This is a genomic window from Comamonas sp. Z3, from assembly GCF_008121565.1.
Lineage (GTDB): Bacteria > Pseudomonadota > Gammaproteobacteria > Burkholderiales > Burkholderiaceae_C > Comamonas > Comamonas brasiliensis.
Genome location: NZ_VOQU01000010.1, coordinates 25,195 through 40,270 on the forward strand (window position 1 = coordinate 25,195; position 15,076 = coordinate 40,270).

23 protein-coding genes are annotated in these 15,076 nt (G+C 56.3%); 13 read left to right on the plus strand and 10 right to left on the minus strand.

The window, feature by feature from the left end; all coding sequences use genetic code 11:
* Positions 1-46 precede the first annotated feature (46 nt).
* From FSY59_RS24800 to FSY59_RS24820, 4 genes are all read right to left on the minus strand, one after another.
* The gene (locus FSY59_RS24800; RefSeq protein WP_148729839.1) at positions 47-292 is read right to left on the minus strand and encodes a hypothetical protein; all 246 of its coding nucleotides are present in this window, start codon (positions 290-292) and stop codon (positions 47-49) included.
* A gap of 344 nt (positions 293-636) precedes the next feature.
* Positions 637-906, minus strand: coding sequence for a hypothetical protein (locus tag FSY59_RS24810; RefSeq protein WP_148729840.1), 270 nt, complete (start codon positions 904-906; stop codon positions 637-639).
* Between the two features lie 34 nt (positions 907-940).
* The gene (locus FSY59_RS24815) at positions 941-1,348 is read right to left on the minus strand and encodes a hypothetical protein (protein WP_148729841.1); all 408 of its coding nucleotides are present in this window, start codon (positions 1,346-1,348) and stop codon (positions 941-943) included.
* Between the two features lie 191 nt (positions 1,349-1,539).
* Positions 1,540-1,776 carry a hypothetical protein gene (locus FSY59_RS24820; protein WP_148729842.1) on the minus strand — a complete coding sequence of 79 codons (237 nt, stop codon included), beginning with the start codon at positions 1,774-1,776 and terminating at the stop codon, positions 1,540-1,542.
* On the opposite strand from FSY59_RS24820, the gene FSY59_RS24825 reads away from it, so the two are divergent.
* The 3 genes from FSY59_RS24825 (at position 1,775) to FSY59_RS24835 (ending at position 4,154) form a co-directional block, all read left to right on the plus strand.
* Positions 1,775-1,966: a hypothetical protein gene (locus tag FSY59_RS24825; RefSeq protein ID WP_148729843.1), complete on the plus strand. Its 192-nt coding sequence runs from the start codon at positions 1,775-1,777 to the stop codon at positions 1,964-1,966. The two genes, FSY59_RS24820 and FSY59_RS24825, sit on opposite strands and share 2 nt — an antisense overlap.
* 936 nt (positions 1,967-2,902) lie before the next feature.
* Complete coding sequence (locus tag FSY59_RS24830; protein ID WP_148729844.1) at positions 2,903-3,235, plus strand: hypothetical protein; 333 nt, start codon at positions 2,903-2,905, stop codon at positions 3,233-3,235.
* 148 nt (positions 3,236-3,383) lie between these two features.
* Complete coding sequence (locus FSY59_RS24835) at positions 3,384-4,154, plus strand: hypothetical protein (RefSeq protein WP_187427982.1); 771 nt, start codon at positions 3,384-3,386, stop codon at positions 4,152-4,154.
* Between the two features lie 201 nt (positions 4,155-4,355).
* On the opposite strand, the gene FSY59_RS24840 is transcribed toward FSY59_RS24835, so the two are convergent.
* Complete coding sequence (locus FSY59_RS24840; protein WP_187427983.1) at positions 4,356-5,036, minus strand: S24 family peptidase; 681 nt, start codon at positions 5,034-5,036, stop codon at positions 4,356-4,358.
* 71 nt (positions 5,037-5,107) lie between these two features.
* Here FSY59_RS24840 and FSY59_RS24845 point away from each other — a divergent pair, with 71 nt between their 5' ends.
* Positions 5,108-5,341: a hypothetical protein gene (locus FSY59_RS24845; protein WP_148729847.1), complete on the plus strand. Its 234-nt coding sequence runs from the start codon at positions 5,108-5,110 to the stop codon at positions 5,339-5,341.
* 2 nt (positions 5,342-5,343) lie between these two features.
* Here FSY59_RS24845 and FSY59_RS24850 read toward each other — a convergent pair whose 3' ends face one another.
* On the minus strand, positions 5,344-5,727 hold the full coding sequence (locus FSY59_RS24850; protein WP_148729848.1) for a hypothetical protein: 384 nt from the start codon (positions 5,725-5,727) through the stop codon (positions 5,344-5,346).
* On the opposite strand from FSY59_RS24850, the gene FSY59_RS27465 reads away from it, so the two are divergent.
* Entirely contained in the window at positions 5,726-5,899 is a 174-nt protein-coding gene (locus FSY59_RS27465; RefSeq protein WP_187427984.1) for a hypothetical protein, read from the plus strand. The two genes, FSY59_RS24850 and FSY59_RS27465, sit on opposite strands and share 2 nt — an antisense overlap.
* A 1-nt stretch (position 5,900) precedes the next feature.
* Here FSY59_RS27465 and FSY59_RS24855 read toward each other — a convergent pair whose 3' ends face one another.
* On the minus strand, positions 5,901-6,386 hold the full coding sequence (locus FSY59_RS24855) for a hypothetical protein (RefSeq protein WP_148729849.1): 486 nt from the start codon (positions 6,384-6,386) through the stop codon (positions 5,901-5,903).
* Between the two features lie 88 nt (positions 6,387-6,474).
* A complete protein-coding gene (locus tag FSY59_RS24860; RefSeq protein ID WP_148729850.1) occupies positions 6,475-6,750 on the minus strand; it encodes a hypothetical protein in 276 nt (91 codons plus the stop codon).
* Between the two features lie 61 nt (positions 6,751-6,811).
* Between FSY59_RS24860 and FSY59_RS24865 the strand changes: the two genes are divergently transcribed.
* The 8 genes from FSY59_RS24865 to FSY59_RS24900 all read left to right on the plus strand — a co-directional run bounded on the left by FSY59_RS24865 (position 6,812) and on the right by FSY59_RS24900 (position 12,931).
* Complete coding sequence (locus tag FSY59_RS24865; RefSeq protein ID WP_187427985.1) at positions 6,812-7,282, plus strand: phage regulatory CII family protein; 471 nt, start codon at positions 6,812-6,814, stop codon at positions 7,280-7,282.
* A gap of 1 nt (position 7,283) precedes the next feature.
* Positions 7,284-8,117, plus strand: a complete 834-nt coding sequence (locus FSY59_RS24870; protein ID WP_148729852.1) for a hypothetical protein — start codon at positions 7,284-7,286, stop codon at positions 8,115-8,117.
* 71 nt (positions 8,118-8,188) lie between these two features.
* On the plus strand, positions 8,189-8,530 hold the full coding sequence (locus tag FSY59_RS24875; RefSeq protein ID WP_148729853.1) for a hypothetical protein: 342 nt from the start codon (positions 8,189-8,191) through the stop codon (positions 8,528-8,530).
* A 13-nt stretch (positions 8,531-8,543) separates the two neighbouring features.
* The gene (locus FSY59_RS24880; RefSeq protein WP_222864305.1) at positions 8,544-9,269 is read left to right on the plus strand and encodes a helix-turn-helix domain-containing protein; all 726 of its coding nucleotides are present in this window, start codon (positions 8,544-8,546) and stop codon (positions 9,267-9,269) included.
* Positions 9,266-9,826 (plus strand): hypothetical protein, encoded by a 561-nt coding sequence (locus tag FSY59_RS24885; RefSeq protein WP_148729854.1) that lies wholly within the window; start codon positions 9,266-9,268, stop codon positions 9,824-9,826. The genes FSY59_RS24880 and FSY59_RS24885 overlap by 4 nt, the downstream gene beginning before the upstream one ends.
* A 136-nt stretch (positions 9,827-9,962) precedes the next feature.
* Complete coding sequence (locus tag FSY59_RS24890; RefSeq protein WP_255439740.1) at positions 9,963-10,511, plus strand: hypothetical protein; 549 nt, start codon at positions 9,963-9,965, stop codon at positions 10,509-10,511.
* Positions 10,508-12,550, plus strand: coding sequence for a phage terminase large subunit family protein (locus FSY59_RS24895; protein ID WP_148729855.1), 2,043 nt, complete (start codon positions 10,508-10,510; stop codon positions 12,548-12,550). The genes FSY59_RS24890 and FSY59_RS24895 overlap by 4 nt, the downstream gene beginning before the upstream one ends.
* Before the next feature lie 9 nt (positions 12,551-12,559).
* Positions 12,560-12,931 (plus strand): Mor transcription activator family protein, encoded by a 372-nt coding sequence (locus tag FSY59_RS24900; RefSeq protein ID WP_148729856.1) that lies wholly within the window; start codon positions 12,560-12,562, stop codon positions 12,929-12,931.
* Between the two features lie 76 nt (positions 12,932-13,007).
* Here FSY59_RS24900 and FSY59_RS24905 read toward each other — a convergent pair whose 3' ends face one another.
* Both FSY59_RS24905 and FSY59_RS24910 read right to left on the minus strand, forming a co-directional pair.
* The gene (locus FSY59_RS24905) at positions 13,008-13,616 is read right to left on the minus strand and encodes an RloB family protein (RefSeq protein ID WP_148729857.1); all 609 of its coding nucleotides are present in this window, start codon (positions 13,614-13,616) and stop codon (positions 13,008-13,010) included.
* A 4-nt stretch (positions 13,617-13,620) separates the two neighbouring features.
* Positions 13,621-14,955, minus strand: a complete 1,335-nt coding sequence (locus FSY59_RS24910; RefSeq protein ID WP_255439742.1) for an ATP/GTP-binding protein — start codon at positions 14,953-14,955, stop codon at positions 13,621-13,623.
* Positions 14,956-15,076 lie beyond the last annotated feature (121 nt).

Consider the following 15,076-nt stretch of genomic DNA (forward strand, 5'->3'; position numbering starts at 1 on the left):
CAGCATTCTCTGTGGCAAAAAAGAATGGCCCTAATGGAAGGCTGTTTCAACTGATCCCCGTCAGTTTGGCCAGTTCTGTCAGTCGTTGGTGCTCTACGGTCATTTGCTGTTTGTCCAGCGGGGCTGTGCCTAAGGTGTACCAGTCGGCACTCAGCACCATATCGGTGGGCAGTTTGCGCAAGGCCAGCAGGTCGCGCTGCTGATCTGAGTTCAGGTTGCGCAGGTCTCGGGAGAGCAGGGCCTGCTCGCCCGCCAATCGCACCAGTTCGTTGCGGTCTGAGGTGTCGGTCATCAAGACTCCTTGGTGGTCAAAGAAGCCCGCCGGGTGTGGAACCTTGCGGGCTTTTGTTTGGGTAATGATTTCTGAATTTGTGAGCACATTGCGCTTGCTCTAGCTGCATTTGAAAGTAGTTTGCTACCGATAGATATGCTGGGCTGGCGGTAGCTGCTTTGCTTTCCATAGCGCGTAGCAGGCGGCTGCACTGGCGGTCGCGGTGCTGCAGCTCGTGCAGCACGGTGTCTATCGGATGCATCGGCAGGAGATCCCCAAGCCCAGGTGGCCCAGCTCGGCAAAGCCGTGGTCAAACGCTTCGGCGGCGCTACGGGCAATGTGGTGGATGGAGACGCAGCCGCATTTCAGAACAAAGATGCGCATGGTGACTGCTCCTCGAAAAGCTGCAGATTCAGGTGGCTGGCGGTGCCGGCGCGCACGCGGTTGATGGTCATCAGGGCCGGGCCATGCTGGCTGCGGCGCCGTGGCTTGCTGGCCGCAGCTGCCTGCTCGGCTGCGATGCGTGCACGGGCCTTGGCAAAGGTGTCGGCAATGTTGGAGCTGGCCGAGTTGCTGTACTGAAATGCCGCGCTGGTGATCGGCACGCTGGGCAAGGTGGGGCGAGCTGCTTGCATGGGTTCTCCGGTTGAGGGCAAAAGAAAAGCCCGCTCAGCGGCGGGCTTGGGGTGGTTTGTCTTGGCTTTGCTCTGACCTGACGGCCACCATTTGCAAGATGAAAAGCCGTACCAGCCGAATGCCGAAGCTCCATAGCCAGCCAGCCCAGGCGAAGACGAATAGCTCTGCGATTGCAAGCAGCGTGCTGTGAACTCTCTTCCAAGTCTTGCGCTCTTGTTGTTGTTGCCTCCAGAGACGATTGACTTCTTTGTTGCCTACTAGAAATGCAAGATAGATCAGCAGCAGAGTGTTGATGATTCCTGTCCAGATGGCGGCAACATCAAGTAGTCGTGCGCCATACGATGGCTGGGCGTAGGTTGCATATGCAATGCCGGTAATCACGCTCCAATGGGTTGCGTTCCAGAGTAGCGGCTTGAGGCTCGTTTGAGGTTGGCTGTTCATATGCTTTCTCCGTGTGCCCTGATCCATGCCTTGCATTCGTCATAGGTGCCCTGGTGCCGGCTGCTGAAAATCCAGGCGGTATAAGTGCCATCGCCGTTTGGCTCGATGCGTACTGCTTTCAAAGTGCATGCTCCTGAAGTAAAGCCCGCTCAGCAGGTGCTGGCGGGCTTGGTGGTGACAAGGCGCGCTATCTAGAGGCTGGCAGTTGCGGTGTTGTCCGGGCGCTCCTTGGCTTCTGCCTTGCGAAAGTCCACAGGCAGCGGAAAGGTTGGGCTGGTCTTGAGCAGCTCCTGTAATTGCAGGATGAAGGCCTTCTGGTCTTTGATGCCGGAGGTCATATAGAGCCAAGTTGCGGCTGGCATTGACAATGGGGCACGGCCGTAGATCTCGGCTGCCCAGTTCAATGCAAGAAAAATGGAGTCGTTCATGCCAGTACCTTTGAAAAATGTGTCAGCCGAAGCGATTGAGATCGCCTTGGAGAAAGTGTTTGCGGAAATGCACGGCAAACCTGTGAGCGTGAAAATTGCAGAGTTGAAGTTCGACCCTAGGCAGGGGCGTACCGATGTGGCTTTGTCGGTTTGGGATGACACGACGGACGATCTGTTTACAGGTTTCTAGACTCTGCTCACAGGGAAGAAAGAGCCGATGCCCTTGCAGGCGTGCCAGAGGAAGTGAAGTGGAGGGAGGAGATGCCTCTGGCTCGGCGAAAAGCGTTCAAACCGCAACGCCCTGGTGCAAGGCGCTCTGGTTTGGCCCCGATGCGCACGGGGCGGGCGGTGCCGGGATTCCAACCGGCGTTGCCGTTCTTGCTCTTGGCCGCATTCGCCTCACCCTTTTGACCGTGTACGCCCTTTGGCGGCTGGATACGGCAGGGATGCCGCGCAGAGCAGCGGCCGTGCCCGCTGGTGCGATGAAGCCCGGGGACGCTCCGCACTGGTGGAGTGAACGACATGGGCATACGACTTTTGAAAGACCGGGCCTGACCCGGCCGATGCCGTGGTGCCCATCGCGTCTGCTACCTCTGTTGCACTCCCTTGATGCCAACTGCGCGCTTGCGTTGGTGGCGTTGGCCCTGTGTTGATGGGGCTCGGGTGTGCTGTGGTGGTTGATGCGATGGATTAATTTAACCATGGTTAAATTATTTGTGTCAACCATGGTTAAATTTCTTTGTGAAGTTTTCTTCAATTCAAGAAGAGGGCGCAAAAAAGCCCGCTGTTGCGGGCTTGAGATGAGTAGGGCTGTTTCAACACTGCGTAGTTTTCATTGCGACGTATAAGGCGCGGGTCAGCGCGATGGTGAGTTGATTACGTTACACTTATTACAATTTAGGCTCTGCTCTTGTGCGAGTTATGGCAGCAAGTTTGTCTATCGAGTGGCTCTTGGTCAGTCTTCGCTAAAGCCAACGACGCGGTACACGCTAGCACCAACTTTGAGGCACTTGTCGAAATGCGAGCGGTCGTTCCACTAACATCCAGATGCAAACTAGCCCCCTTCTATCGATCGGATGTTAGTTCCAATTAATTAACTAAGACAATGATGATGCTTATTCCTTCGATGAATCTGGTTACCCGAGTAAGAAAGGGAGAGCTGAGCTTTGAGCGATTTGTTGAAATAATGCGTAACCGAGGCTATATCACTGAGCAGTCACATGAAGAAGGCTGCAACTTCGGTTCGTCAGCTATGGAAGCGGTACATCAAGATGAATTTCAAGTACTTTTTACCTTTTTCTTCCCAGGGGAAGACTGTGACATTGAAATTAAATGTGCTGCAACAGATGATGGTGGTACACCAGGCGCATTCATTTATGCACTCTATAACTCGAAAGCTATTGATCGAGAGGTAGTCCTTGGGGTACTACGTACTGAAAACGAGAAGATGCATGCATGACTATATGGGAATGGGTAACTGCTCCTCAGTCAATGCTCTTCAGTAAGCGCTGATCGCTAGCGGCCTTTGCTCAGCCAATCACTGGCCATGCAAGGCTCCACCTAAACCTTATATGATGCTAGGGTCTCCAACACGGCCCATGATTTTGATGAAGCTTACAGAATTCTTTAAGTCGGTTTGGAGTGAAAAAGCGCACGCCATTTCTGTGGCAGCTAGCTTGGTTGCTATCGTTGGGGCTTCCTATGGAGCTTTTCAGATCGTAGACGCCGCCATCGAAAGCAGAGTGAGAAAGCAAACTGAGGTTCATACTGAGTTGCTATCGGCGCTATTTGTTCAGAGGGCAAACTCTCCCTACAATGCAGCAAAGCGGTATAGTGAAATATATATTAAGTCGAAGAAAGAGTATTATCCGAGAGATTTGCGTGAAGCATTGGTTACGGCACTAATTGACTCCATTTCCGAGTCTGGATTTCCTGAGGAGTTTCAGGATATTGTTGAGCAAATTGAGAAAGATAAAATTGTATCTCTTCAGAGATATAGTCTTAATGCATTGGCTCATATATATATTCAGATAGGTGATGCAGATAGGGCTATTGCTATTCTTAGAAAAGCTATAGATAGAGTTGAGCTAAACAACTTCCGCCCTAAGCAAGTTCTTGCGGAATCACATTGGCTTCTTGCACTCAGCTATCTGTCGAATGACAGAGTTAGCCCGGCCGTAGAGGAATTTCTGCTTGCTAACCAGCTAAAACCGGAAAGCTATAGAGTTAGCGATCTTTTTCTTGCTGATGAAAGTGCGGTGGAGAGATATATTACCGACTTCTCAATATTCGAGAGAATGAAGATTAGGAATAAAAGACTGCCTCTTGCTCTGCTTGAGTTCTCGACGCAACTTCAACAGAGAATAGCTGTGCAATAGCTGGAAGAGTTCGTTTGCGATGAGTACCGTCTTCGGCGATTGTGCTCGAGTACTTCGCTTGAGCATATCTTCACCAGATTATCCGTGAACTTGTCCGTAAGTGGCCAAGTTGGCTCAACTTAAACTTTGAGCCACTGCCTTTTGCTATTGCTTGAGGATGTATATATTCGAAATTTGAAGTTATGCCGCTTCGCCAGTGGATTACAACTTCTGGCCGTTCCAGGCCCACACAACGCGGCCCAGCACGCGTACCTGGTGATCCCCATTCAGTTCATCCACGGTCTTGATGTTGGGATTGTCGGAGCTGACTTCCAAGGTGCCGCTCATGCGCATGCGAACGCGCTTGATATAGGTCTGGCCGTGCACGTCCAGCACATAGACGCCTTCATGGCTGGCAGGGTCGCGCGAACCGACGTCGACCAGCAGCACGTCGCCATCGCTGAAGGTGGGCGACATGCTTTCGCCCTGGGCGTGAATGAACTTCAGCTCCCGGATATTGCCGGGCTTGATGTGCTGGTTGATCCAGTGCGCGGAGAGGGCCAGGTCGCCCACCACATAGTCCGCATCGAGCGTGTCATTGCCTTTGCCCATGCTGCCGCTGTTGGCCAGTATGGGGATGCGCACCAGATCTTCATTTTCTTCTGAAAAAACAATGCTGCTGGCGTTGCGAGCCATGTCGCCCATACCGGTCGCAAGCCAGTCCGACGACACATTCAGGCGTGCGGCGGCCTTGGCGTTGTTTTCGGCAGTGAAAGCCTTGCTTTCGCCCTCAAGGACTTTGCGCGCAGCCTGATAGGAGACGCCAACAGACCTCGCAAGCTCTGTGATGTCTACACCAGCAGCCTTCATTGCCTTCTCTAGGCGTTCTTTGTAATCAACCATGGTTGAAATCATGGCGGAATCAATGCTAACTATGGTTGCTTTCATGTTTTAACTAAGGTTAAACTTGAGGCATGACGATCCGTAAAACAGAGGCCATAGAAATGCTGGGTGGCTCCACCAGAGAAGTGGCGGCCGCTTTGGGTGTGTCTTACCAGGCCGTCGACAAGTGGCCTGAGGTCCTCAGCGACAAGGTTGCAGACCGGGTTCTTGCGGCATGGACTCGTCGAAATGTCGAGGGATTGCCGCCACCGTTTGCGAAGTCAGTTGCTCTGCCGCGGGCCGGTCAGGAGGCTGCTCATGGCTGATATCACCAGCCCAGCCATCGCTGCATGGCCTCTTTCAGCAGGTCTGAAAAAGCGGTCACCAGGATGCCGCCTACAGCAACTGCCAGTGCCCACACCCATTTCTGTAGACGGCCGATCAGGCTGTTTGTGCGCTTGCTTTCAAGCAATTGCTGGGCATACAGGCGCCCCTTCAACGTGGGCGCAAATGCACTTAGCGCGTCGATTTCATTGGCAGCAGTCTGGCTGCTGCGATGCACGCGGCCTGTGGCCATTCCCGCTTCTATCAATTCGGCTGCCGCTTCCCATTCTTCTGGGGCAGGGGCTTGGCCGCTCAACAAACGAAGGTAGGTGTCTGTGAACTCTGGTGAACGTCTTTTATGGATCATTTTCTCGTTGAGCATGTTCATGTCGACTGTGCTGGTGAAGGCTGGTGCGCTGCATCGCTTTTGGCCGGATCACTTCGCGCCGCCGGAAATCTGCGTGAAGCAGGCACTTCGGGAGCCTGTGCCCAAGCGTTTGCCGCGCGAATCCAATTTGCCTGAACTGGCGAAGGGGGCGGCAGATGACACTGCACGATGAACTACCAGTTGTGCCTGATCGGAAGGGGAGTGGCGTCCTCGAAGGGCAGGATCTGGACCTTGCGTTTGCAGGTGTCGCAGAAGCAGTAAATGCCACTGGTCCGCAGGATGCTCTTGTCCTTGCGGATATCGAGGCACGGCTGACACAGGAAGTGCGAGGGCTCATCGCTGCGCTCACTCAGTTCAGCGGCAACGCGGAGCTCATACGCAAAGAAATCCCCGAGAGCGCCCACTTTACGAAGTTGGTAACGAGCTTGCTCGTTTTGATCGGCCTCCAGCTTTCGCACGCGCTCGGAAAGGGTCTGGATAAGCCCATCTTTTTCGATGATGGTGCCGAGTACCTGCATGAGCTGAATTTGTGCCTCAGCGATTTTGTTCGTGAGGTCGACCTGGATGGTCGCCGTTTTCTGGCGATCGCGTTCGTCGACAAGCAGCCGGGTAAGTTGAGCAGCTCCAGTGATGGAGCTGACCAGTGCTGATACGTCCATTGATGCCCTCTCTCTTTAGATATCTTGGCTGTTTTTGCACAGCCATCGTATCCAAGAACAAGGGCGGTTTCATTTCGACCCTGAAGCCTCACGTCAGCACCCTTACGGCCACGCGCTGCAGCTCTTCGATCACGGGCAGGGGCACGCTGCCGGTGCGCAGCATTTCATGGATGCACTGGTTGTTCCATCTGGCGACTTTGCGGGTGGTGAAGCTGTCGCGGCCTTCGACGTCGAGGACGAAGACGATTTGCTGCAGCAGCAGCTCCATGGCGTGGGCCCACTCGGGTGTGGGGACGATGGGGGTCTGCTTGGCTGTCTGCGCAGCGGCCGTCAGTGATGCGCCTGAGAAGTGAGGTGTGGTCATGAGAAGCAGTGTCTCTTTCCCTCCCCACGCAAACAATGGCGAAGCAGGCCGCCAAAACGACATGCGGATGCCTGCCGATGTGACGGATGCGGCATACCTGATTGCGCACAACCACCCGGGCGGCGTGCGTGTGTTGGCCGAGCGTATGGGCGTGAGCGCCAATACGCTGCAGAACAAGCTGAACCCGAACAACACGACGCACCACCTGACGCTGCGCGAGTCTGTGGCGCTGCAGGTGATGTCGGGCAACCCGGCAATTCTTCATGCGATGGGGGCGGCCCTGGGCTATACCTGCGTGCCCGCGCTGCCCGACCAGGCCGCGGGCGACCCGGTGGAGGCGTTTGTGGCCCTGCAGCAGGAGGTCGGCGAGTTCACGTCCGCAGCGGCAGACGCCTTTCGCGGTGGCAAGGCCATGGTGAGCCGCAACGAGATCAAGCGGCTGCAGTACCGCTACAACGAGCTGATATCTGCCTTGAACCAGCTGCTGGCCACGGCGGCAGCGCGCGTGCCGGCGCCGGTGGAGGAGGGCTGATATGCATATCCAGCTGAGCGCGCGGGTGCTGAACCAGGCGGAGCTGCTGCGGCAGATCCACGGGCTGACGGGCGCACAGGCCGCCAAGGCCTATGCCAAGGCGCTGAATGATACGGGCTTCGAGATTCGTCGTGCCATGCAGGACGAGATGCGCGCGGTGTTTGACCGGCCTACGGATTACATCCTGCGCAGCCCGTTTGTGCGCATGGCCACGGCCGCCAAGCTGAGCGTGACGATCGAGCCGACCTATATGGGCGGCAAGGGGATTGATCCGCAAAAGATTCTGGATGCCCAGACCTGGGGCGGCCGCCGGCGCGACAAGCGCAGCGAGGTGGCGCTCAAGCGTGCGGGCATCCTGCCTGCCGGTTATCAGACGGCGATACCCGATGAGGCCAGAGGTGGCCCTTACCCCGGCAGCGATGACGGTAAGGGCAACTTGCGCGGGCCGTTTCTGGTGCAGCTGATCAGCTACTTCCAGGCGTTTGGCGAGCAGGGCTACAAGGCCAATATGAGCGCCAAGGGCTATTTGCGCGTGCACCGCGGCACCAAGAAGCAGGCGGGCCGCCGCTATTTCGTGGCCTATGGCAAGACGCGCGGCGGGCCTCGCATCACCCAGAAGGGTGAGCAGGACGAGCGCACGGCGCACCTGGCCCCTGGCATCTGGGCGGCCAGTGGCACAGGCGGTGCCGATGTGCGCCCGGTGCTGATGTTTGTGCGGCCGGGCCGTGGCTACCTGCCGCGCTTTGACATGGACAAGGTGGCCAAGCGTGCCGACGCCACGGCCTACCTGGAGCGCCGTATCCGCTACCGCTTGCGCGAGGCCGCAGGCGTATGACTTCCATGAACCCAGCAACGAATTTGAGCGCAGGCGCGCAGCCGCCTGTGCAGATATCAGGAGGTTTGACTATGCAGCAACCCCAATCCGTAGTGACCGGGCGCGACACCAGCGCCGAGGCATTTGCCGCTCTGGGCAACGAAACGCGCCGCCGTTTGCACGAGCGCTTGTACGAGTCGCTGCGCCATGCCCACCAGCAAGGCGTGCGCGACATGAGCCGGCGCGAGCTGCGCGACTACCACAACGCCCAGACGGGCGAATGGCTGGAGCTGTGCAGCGTTGCCAGCACCGTCAATGCCTTGCTGGCTGCCGGACGGCTGGAGGAGGGCGTTGCGCGCATGTGCAGCCTGTCCCCACGCCAGCGGGACATCAAACCGGTGCGCTGTAAGGCGCGCCAAACGGCTTTGGCTTGATAGCGAGAAGAGTATGAGCACGATCATCATGTCGGCCTGCTGGCCTATGCAGGGCATGTCTGCTGCGCAAAAGGCAGTTCTGATATCGCTGGCGGATCAGGCCAATGACGATGGCTATTGCTGGCCGTCTGTCAAAACCATCACGGTGCGCACATGCCTGTCCGAACGGGCGGTGCAGGGCGCGATCAAGTGGTTGGCATCTGCCGGGATTTTGCGCACCAGTGAGCGCAGCGGCACCTCGACTGTGTACCAGCTGACCCCCGCAGCATATGCACCCCCGCAGGAAATGCGCCCCGCACCAGCTGCACCCAGTCCCGCACCAGCTGCGGGGGTACCCCCGCAGGAGCTGCACCCCACCCCCGCAGCAGCTGCACCCAAACCATCAATGAACCATCAATTGAACCGTCAAGAACCAAAAGACAAGCGCGTGACCGCGCCGACCTTTGTCGTGCCGGACTGGATCAACCGGGCTCACTGGGATGCCTGGCATTCCTGTGCCAAACGCAAAAAGGCGACCGATGCCCAAAAACAGATGGCGGTGGACAAGCTCGATGCCTGGCGACGCGAGGGCGTGGACCACGCAGCAGCGCTGGAGAACGCGGCCATTGCTGGTTGGCAGGGCTTGTTCAAGCCCGACATGGCTCCTGAGCTTGGACGCCGCAGCGGCAGTCGCCAGCCAGTCAACACCCATAAGCATGCCGGTGCAGCCGCAGCCATCTTCGACGGAGTTTGGGAATGAGGAACGTTGCCAGCCTGGCAGACCACGCCATGCGAGATCCGCAGGCCTATCGTGACCCGGCCGAGGAGGCTGCAGAGGCCTCGCTGCAGGCAGTCAGCCTCGTGATCCGCAAGCTGTTCATGCTGTTGCACGGCTCGTACGGCAGCCTGTTCACCAGCAAGTTCGCCACGGGCCAGATGGCTGGAAAGCACGACAAAGGGACCATCTCGGCCATGAAGGTCTGGGATGCCAAGCTGTCGCGCTTCTCGGGTGTTGTGGTGGAGGCCGCGGCCGCCCGCCTGGCTGCAGAGCACCCCGACTTCCCGCCCAACCTGCCGCAGTTCGAGCAGATGTGCGATGCCGTCATGCCGCGCCAGACCTATGCCCAGGAGCAAGGCCTGCCTGCCTTGCCCGCACCCGTGGCCGCGCCGCCTGTGAAGGTCAACCTGAAGGAGCGCAACGACGGCAAGGACTGGGCACGCCGCATCGTGGCCCGCATGGAGGGTGGCGACACCAGCATCTCGTACTACGCCGGCAAGTCCGCACGGATGGCCCTGGGCCTGGAGGTCAAGGTCTGATGTTGCGCTGCACAAAAAATAGGCAGAGTGAGGGTCGCGGGTCCTTCCGCCGAGCCTCTGAAGCGGGTAATTCGAGCCGCGTTGTCGGACTGTTTCGTGAGTTTCCTAAGGGGGTTAAGTGAAGGTTCTGCCTTATTTGGATGCTATCGTTTCGCAAGCAGAGTTTGCGCAGATGGTGGGTGTCAGCGAAGCCAGCATCAGCAAGCGCGTGAGCGAGGGCGTTCTGACCCGTGGTGAAAACGTCCACGCCTGGCTGGTGGGCTACTGCGAGCACCTGCGCGACCAGGCCGCGGGCCGGATCGGCGAGACCCTGGGCCTCGACCTGGTCCAAGAACGCGCCGGCCTGGCCAAGGCCCAGCGCGAGGCGCAGGAGCTGAAGAACGCCGTTGCCCGTGGCGAGTACGCGCCCATTGGCATCCTGGCGGACGTGCTCGGTCTGGCCAGCTCTGCCATCGTCGATCGCATGGACCAGTTCGAAGGCCAGGTGCGCAAGGCCTGCCCGGATCTGCCGCAAGAGGTGCTGCTGATCGTGCTGCGCATCATGGCCGATGCCCGCAACGAATGGATCCGCTCCACCTCCCAACTGGTCAACAAAGAGGTCGAAGCCATGGCGCAGCTCGATGCAGACGAGACCGCAGCATTTGATATCAGAGCAGGCAGCGGCGAGGAGGGTGACGCCGCATGAGCGCACCCCTCAGCCCCGAAGCCATGGCCGCCATCCAGGCCGCAGCCGCGCTGGGCCTGTCCAGCCTGCGGGCCGATGCACCCCAAACCCTCAGCGAATGGGCGGCAGAGCACTTTCTGCTGGCTGGCGAATCCAGTCACCAAAAGGGCGGCTGGGTCGGCTGGCCCTTCCAGCTCGGCATTCTCGACTTCATGAGCGACGACCGCATCGAAGAGCTGGCCGTCAAAAAGAGCAAGCGCGTGGGCTATACCAAGATGATCACCGCCTTCGTCGCCTACAACATCGCCCACCGCCGCCGCAAACAGGCGCTGTGGCAGCCCACCGACGACGACCGCGACAGCTACGTCAAAAGCGAGATCGAGCCCGTGCTCGACGGCGTGGCCGCCGTCCAGGCCGCGCGCCGCCAGGGCAAGGGGGTGGAGGACACCATCAAATACAAGCCCTTCCGCGACAGCGTGCTGCACCTGCTGGGCGGCAAGGCTGCGCGGGCCTACCGCCGCATCACCGTGGCCGTCTCCATCCTCGACGAATGGAGCGCCTTCGACCAGAGCATCGAGAAATCCGGCGACCCCGGCAGCCTGGCCAAGGGCCGACTGGAGGGCGCGCCATACCCCAAGTTCGTTGGCGGCAGCACGCCCCGCGTCAAAGGCATGTGCCATGTAGAGCGCGCCTGCGAAGAATCCGACGCTTACGTCCAGTACCACATCGAATGCCCGCGCTGCGGCGCGGAGCACCCGCTCGTCTGGGGCAGCAAAGAGCTGCCCTACGGCTTCAAGTGGGTCAAAGGCCAGCCCGCCAGCGTGCACCACGTCTGCCCCCACTGCCTGGAGAGCATCACCCAGGCCGACTACCTGCCCGGCGGCTGGCCGCTCACCGGCACCTGGGTCTGCAAAAAGACCGGCCGCCGCTACGGCGCAGACCGCATCTGGCGCGATGCGGCAGGCCAGCCCTGCCGCCCGCCGCGCACCCTGGGCGTGCATGTCTGGGCTGCCTACAGCCCACAGCGCACTTGGGTCAGCATCGTCGATGAGTTCGAGAAGGCCCACCGCGCCCTGCAGGCGGGCGACGTGGCGCCCATGACCGGCTTCACCAACGAAACCCTGGGCGAAACCTGGGAGCTCAAAGGCGACAGCAGCGACGAACACGCCCTGCAGGCCCGGGCCGAAGACTACCCCCTGGGCCGCGTGCCCGCCGGCGCGCTGCTGCTCACCGCCGGGGTCGACGTGCAGCGCGACCGGTGGGAGATCGCCATCTGGGCCTGGGGCCGCGGGCTGGAAAGTTGGGCCATTGCCCACCAGGTCATCCAGGGCAACCCCGCCAGCGAGGCCGACTGGGAGCCTGTCACCCAATACCTGCAGCAGCGCTACGTGCAGGCCTGGCATGGCGGCAGCCTGGGTTTGTCTGCCATCAGCATCGACTCGTCCGACCAGACCCAGGCCGTCTACAACTGGGTGCGCAGCGCGCAAGGGCAGCTTGCCGGCCTGCGCGCCATCAAGGGTGACAACAACGACAACCGCAACATCGTCGGCCCCAGCAGCCTGCAAGAGGTCAACTACCGCGGCCGCAAGATATCGCATGGCATCAAGCTCTGGCTGGTGGGGGTGGACAGTGCCAAAGACCTGCTGCTGGGCCAGCTCGCCATTGATAAGCCCGGCCCCGGCTACGTGCACACCAGCCAGAAGCTGCCGCGCGAATGGTACGAACAGCTCACTGCAGAGCAGCGCGTGCTGGCTAAGGTCAACGGCAAGGACGTGTACCGCTGGGTCAAGCGCAGGCCGCGCAATGAGGTGCTGGACTGCCGCAACTACGCACTGCACGCCGCCATGTGCCTTGGCGTGCACAAATGGCCCGAGGCCCGCTGGCTGCAGCTGGAGCAAACCGTGCAGCCCCCGCAAGACCTCTTCAACACCGCCCCGGCCCAGGCCGCCCAGCCTCAGCAGAAGGGCGATGAAGCAGCGCCGCCACGCACGCTAGCACGGCCCAGCCCGTCACGCCAACTGGCGGACGAAGAGCTCTTCAGCCCCATCAGCCTTTATTAATAAAAACCAATGCAAACGCAGGCACCACAAGCGCAACCAGCTATCAAAACAATGAACGAAAAAGACGCAACCACTACCCCTTCGGTATCCAGCCATAACAAGCTGGACCCCATCGCCGTGCTGCGCGAAGAACTGGCCGCCGCCGCGCTATGCCATGGCGTGGAGCGGGTGGAGGATTTGACGGAAGAGCTGGTGCGCCGCTATGTGCAGCGGCTGGGTGGGGTGCAGGTGTATGTGCCAGGGCAGCGCGCTGTTGATCGCAAGCGGGTGGTGGAAGAAATTCGCGCTAGCTTTGATGGATGTAATGCCGTTCAACTGGCAAACAAATATGGTTTGAGTCCGAGAAGAGTGAGGCAGATTCTTCAGGAAGGTAATGTCTGAAAAAATTAATATAAACAAAAAATGCACCTAACCATTTCGAATGGTTTGGGTGCATGAAGGATTTTATATAATTTCACTAAGCTTGAGATCCAATTTTTTCAAAATCATTCAGAAGATGATGAATAGTGGTGCTTGGGTTTAATGCTTCAGGATCTTTGGCGATCTCTTTTAGGCAACGATTGGCGTGTTTCGTAGCCGTAGCAAGCTTGTCTTCTAGTTTGTAAAAAAGGCCTTTGCTTTCTCCTTTTTTATATTCTTTAAATTCATCAATTTTTTTTAAATCAGCTGATAATGCATCGGCGGGAGATTTATCTCCTTGACGCATATATGATTTTCTGCTGTATTTGAAATGAAGCATTAGCCAAAATTCATAGCATGGATAAGAAGAAATTATTTTTATGCCATGAATATTTGCCAGGGTATGAGATTCTTCCCATTTTTCATGCTCATCCCTGTCTAATACGCAATAGATATATTCATAGTTGCTCTTCTCTTTTACCGCAAACTCAACAATTCCGAGAGGATTTGTTTTCCCTGGGTGCGATATTTTTACGGCTGCATTAGCTCTGAATTTCTGAGACGCTTCTTCAAGGTAGTTCAACGAGGACACGGAGTCCTCGCAAAGAACTAACACTCGAGGGCGAGCTTTCTTGACCCCTCTTTTTCTAGTGAAATCTCTTGCCATCAGATTAGCTCCTCCGATGAGGCAGGCCTTTGTACCTTCCCTCGTAGTATCTTTTTTCTATATCCTCACCTTCCCGTCCTTCGTAATCGTGCACAGAGGATAAGTTAGTGGCTCCGTTACTGTCTCTGTCTGTGATCCATATTTGATCTCTTCTTAGAATTTTGCTATTCATTAGATGAGTGTCATGGGTTGTGAATATTAACTGTGAAGTAGAATTATCTTTGCTAATATGCTTTTTTACGAGAGATTCGACGATAAGTGGATGTAGGCTGCTATCGAGCTCATCAACAATTAAAGTGCTTGAGCGAATGCCTTCTTCCCGAGTTTGTGTATGCATCCATGGTATCCAGAAGGAAACCAAACTTTGCGTTCCGTCAGACTGATCCTCAAAATTAATTCGATATTTCCCAAGGTTAGTATCATGGGTGAATAATATTTCTCTTTTAGCAGGTGTCTCATTTGATGACGCAATAGTGTTATTTTTATTTATTTCTGTGCGATCTTTTTCAACATATTCAATTGAAGAGATAGGAACATCGAAGTCCCGTAAAAATTTTGTAAGATTTTTAGCATAAAAATCTCTAGCCTTTTCTGAGATATCATAGTCAGAAGTCAACATCTTCTTAGTGGCTTCAAAATATTGTTTAGCACCATCCAAGTGGCACATCCAACCTACTGAGAGCCATGTGTAGGCTGCAAGGATGTCCTGACGAGGCTTTTCATTATTTGAGACCATTTGGGATAAAAAAAGGACATCTTTAGGGGTAATCCTTTCCCAGGTTTTTAAAGTTAACTCATCATCTAAAAGGCTGGGGTATTTATATAGATATGAGCTTTCCTCTTCTGAATAATCTCTAATGTAGAGAATTTCCTCTTTCCCTTTAGGGAACGATGTTAGTTGTTCTTTTATGATTCGATCTTCATTTGTATGAAGAATAAATTCATACCTTAGTTTATTTGCAATGAAGTGAACTTCAAATTTGCTGGGCTCGTTTTCAAATGAAGGGTCGAAAGCGAAACGTTGCACAGGAATTTTTTTATTGCTGTTCCGTGGCTCTCTTGTTGCAATTCCTATCAGGGCATGCATCGCTTTTAATAAATTGCTCTTTCCTGATGCATTGGGTCCATAAATAACTGCAACCTTCAATAGGTCAGCGAATTTTTCATCTAGAGGGGGCTTGAAAGTGTTATCACGCTTTTTTATGCGTGGTGCAGCCACCATCGACAATGTTTGTTCTTCTCTAAAGGAGCGGAAATTTGAGACTGAAAATTGGATAAGCATAACTTTTGGTGTGCCCCTTAGTGAGGACCCTGTCCTTGTACCATCATTGTCGTTCATCTGCAATTTTTTTGCAGTTCAACAAGAGGGCGTTGTTGACGCTTCTTCAACTGTTAGAATGTGGACATCACGCCCGTAAGCGTGATCTGGGCTTGGTCGCCCGGCACAACAGGCGCAGCAG

What these genes read in the sequence shown, in the direction of transcription:
- FSY59_RS24905 (WP_148729857.1), bottom strand. Translation starts at nt 13,616, where the DNA reads ATGGCAAGAGATTTCACTAGAAAAAGAGGGGTCAAGAAAGCTCGCCCT.
- FSY59_RS24840 (WP_187427983.1), bottom strand. Translation starts at nt 5,036, where the DNA reads ATGGTTGATTACAAAGAACGCCTAGAGAAGGCAATGAAGGCTGCTGGT.
- FSY59_RS24875 (WP_148729853.1), top strand. Translation starts at nt 8,189, where the DNA reads ATGCAGCAACCCCAATCCGTAGTGACCGGGCGCGACACCAGCGCCGAG.
- FSY59_RS24830 (WP_148729844.1), top strand. Translation starts at nt 2,903, where the DNA reads ATGAATCTGGTTACCCGAGTAAGAAAGGGAGAGCTGAGCTTTGAGCGA.
- FSY59_RS24845 (WP_148729847.1), top strand. Translation starts at nt 5,108, where the DNA reads ATGACGATCCGTAAAACAGAGGCCATAGAAATGCTGGGTGGCTCCACC.
- FSY59_RS24825 (WP_148729843.1), top strand. Translation starts at nt 1,775, where the DNA reads ATGCCAGTACCTTTGAAAAATGTGTCAGCCGAAGCGATTGAGATCGCC.
- FSY59_RS24850 (WP_148729848.1), bottom strand. Translation starts at nt 5,727, where the DNA reads ATGAACATGCTCAACGAGAAAATGATCCATAAAAGACGTTCACCAGAG.
- FSY59_RS24870 (WP_148729852.1), top strand. Translation starts at nt 7,284, where the DNA reads ATGCATATCCAGCTGAGCGCGCGGGTGCTGAACCAGGCGGAGCTGCTG.
- FSY59_RS24910 (WP_255439742.1), bottom strand. Translation starts at nt 14,955, where the DNA reads ATGAACGACAATGATGGTACAAGGACAGGGTCCTCACTAAGGGGCACA.
- FSY59_RS24865 (WP_187427985.1), top strand. Translation starts at nt 6,812, where the DNA reads ATGCGGATGCCTGCCGATGTGACGGATGCGGCATACCTGATTGCGCAC.
- FSY59_RS24820 (WP_148729842.1), bottom strand. Translation starts at nt 1,776, where the DNA reads ATGAACGACTCCATTTTTCTTGCATTGAACTGGGCAGCCGAGATCTAC.
- FSY59_RS24895 (WP_148729855.1), top strand. Translation starts at nt 10,508, where the DNA reads ATGAGCGCACCCCTCAGCCCCGAAGCCATGGCCGCCATCCAGGCCGCA.
- FSY59_RS24860 (WP_148729850.1), bottom strand. Translation starts at nt 6,750, where the DNA reads ATGACCACACCTCACTTCTCAGGCGCATCACTGACGGCCGCTGCGCAG.
- FSY59_RS27465 (WP_187427984.1), top strand. Translation starts at nt 5,726, where the DNA reads ATGTCGACTGTGCTGGTGAAGGCTGGTGCGCTGCATCGCTTTTGGCCG.
- FSY59_RS24900 (WP_148729856.1), top strand. Translation starts at nt 12,560, where the DNA reads ATGCAAACGCAGGCACCACAAGCGCAACCAGCTATCAAAACAATGAAC.
- FSY59_RS24835 (WP_187427982.1), top strand. Translation starts at nt 3,384, where the DNA reads ATGAAGCTTACAGAATTCTTTAAGTCGGTTTGGAGTGAAAAAGCGCAC.
- FSY59_RS24880 (WP_222864305.1), top strand. Translation starts at nt 8,544, where the DNA reads ATGAGCACGATCATCATGTCGGCCTGCTGGCCTATGCAGGGCATGTCT.
- FSY59_RS24815 (WP_148729841.1), bottom strand. Translation starts at nt 1,348, where the DNA reads ATGAACAGCCAACCTCAAACGAGCCTCAAGCCGCTACTCTGGAACGCA.
- FSY59_RS24810 (WP_148729840.1), bottom strand. Translation starts at nt 906, where the DNA reads ATGCAAGCAGCTCGCCCCACCTTGCCCAGCGTGCCGATCACCAGCGCG.
- FSY59_RS24800 (WP_148729839.1), bottom strand. Translation starts at nt 292, where the DNA reads ATGACCGACACCTCAGACCGCAACGAACTGGTGCGATTGGCGGGCGAG.
- FSY59_RS24855 (WP_148729849.1), bottom strand. Translation starts at nt 6,386, where the DNA reads ATGGACGTATCAGCACTGGTCAGCTCCATCACTGGAGCTGCTCAACTT.
- FSY59_RS24885 (WP_148729854.1), top strand. Translation starts at nt 9,266, where the DNA reads ATGAGGAACGTTGCCAGCCTGGCAGACCACGCCATGCGAGATCCGCAG.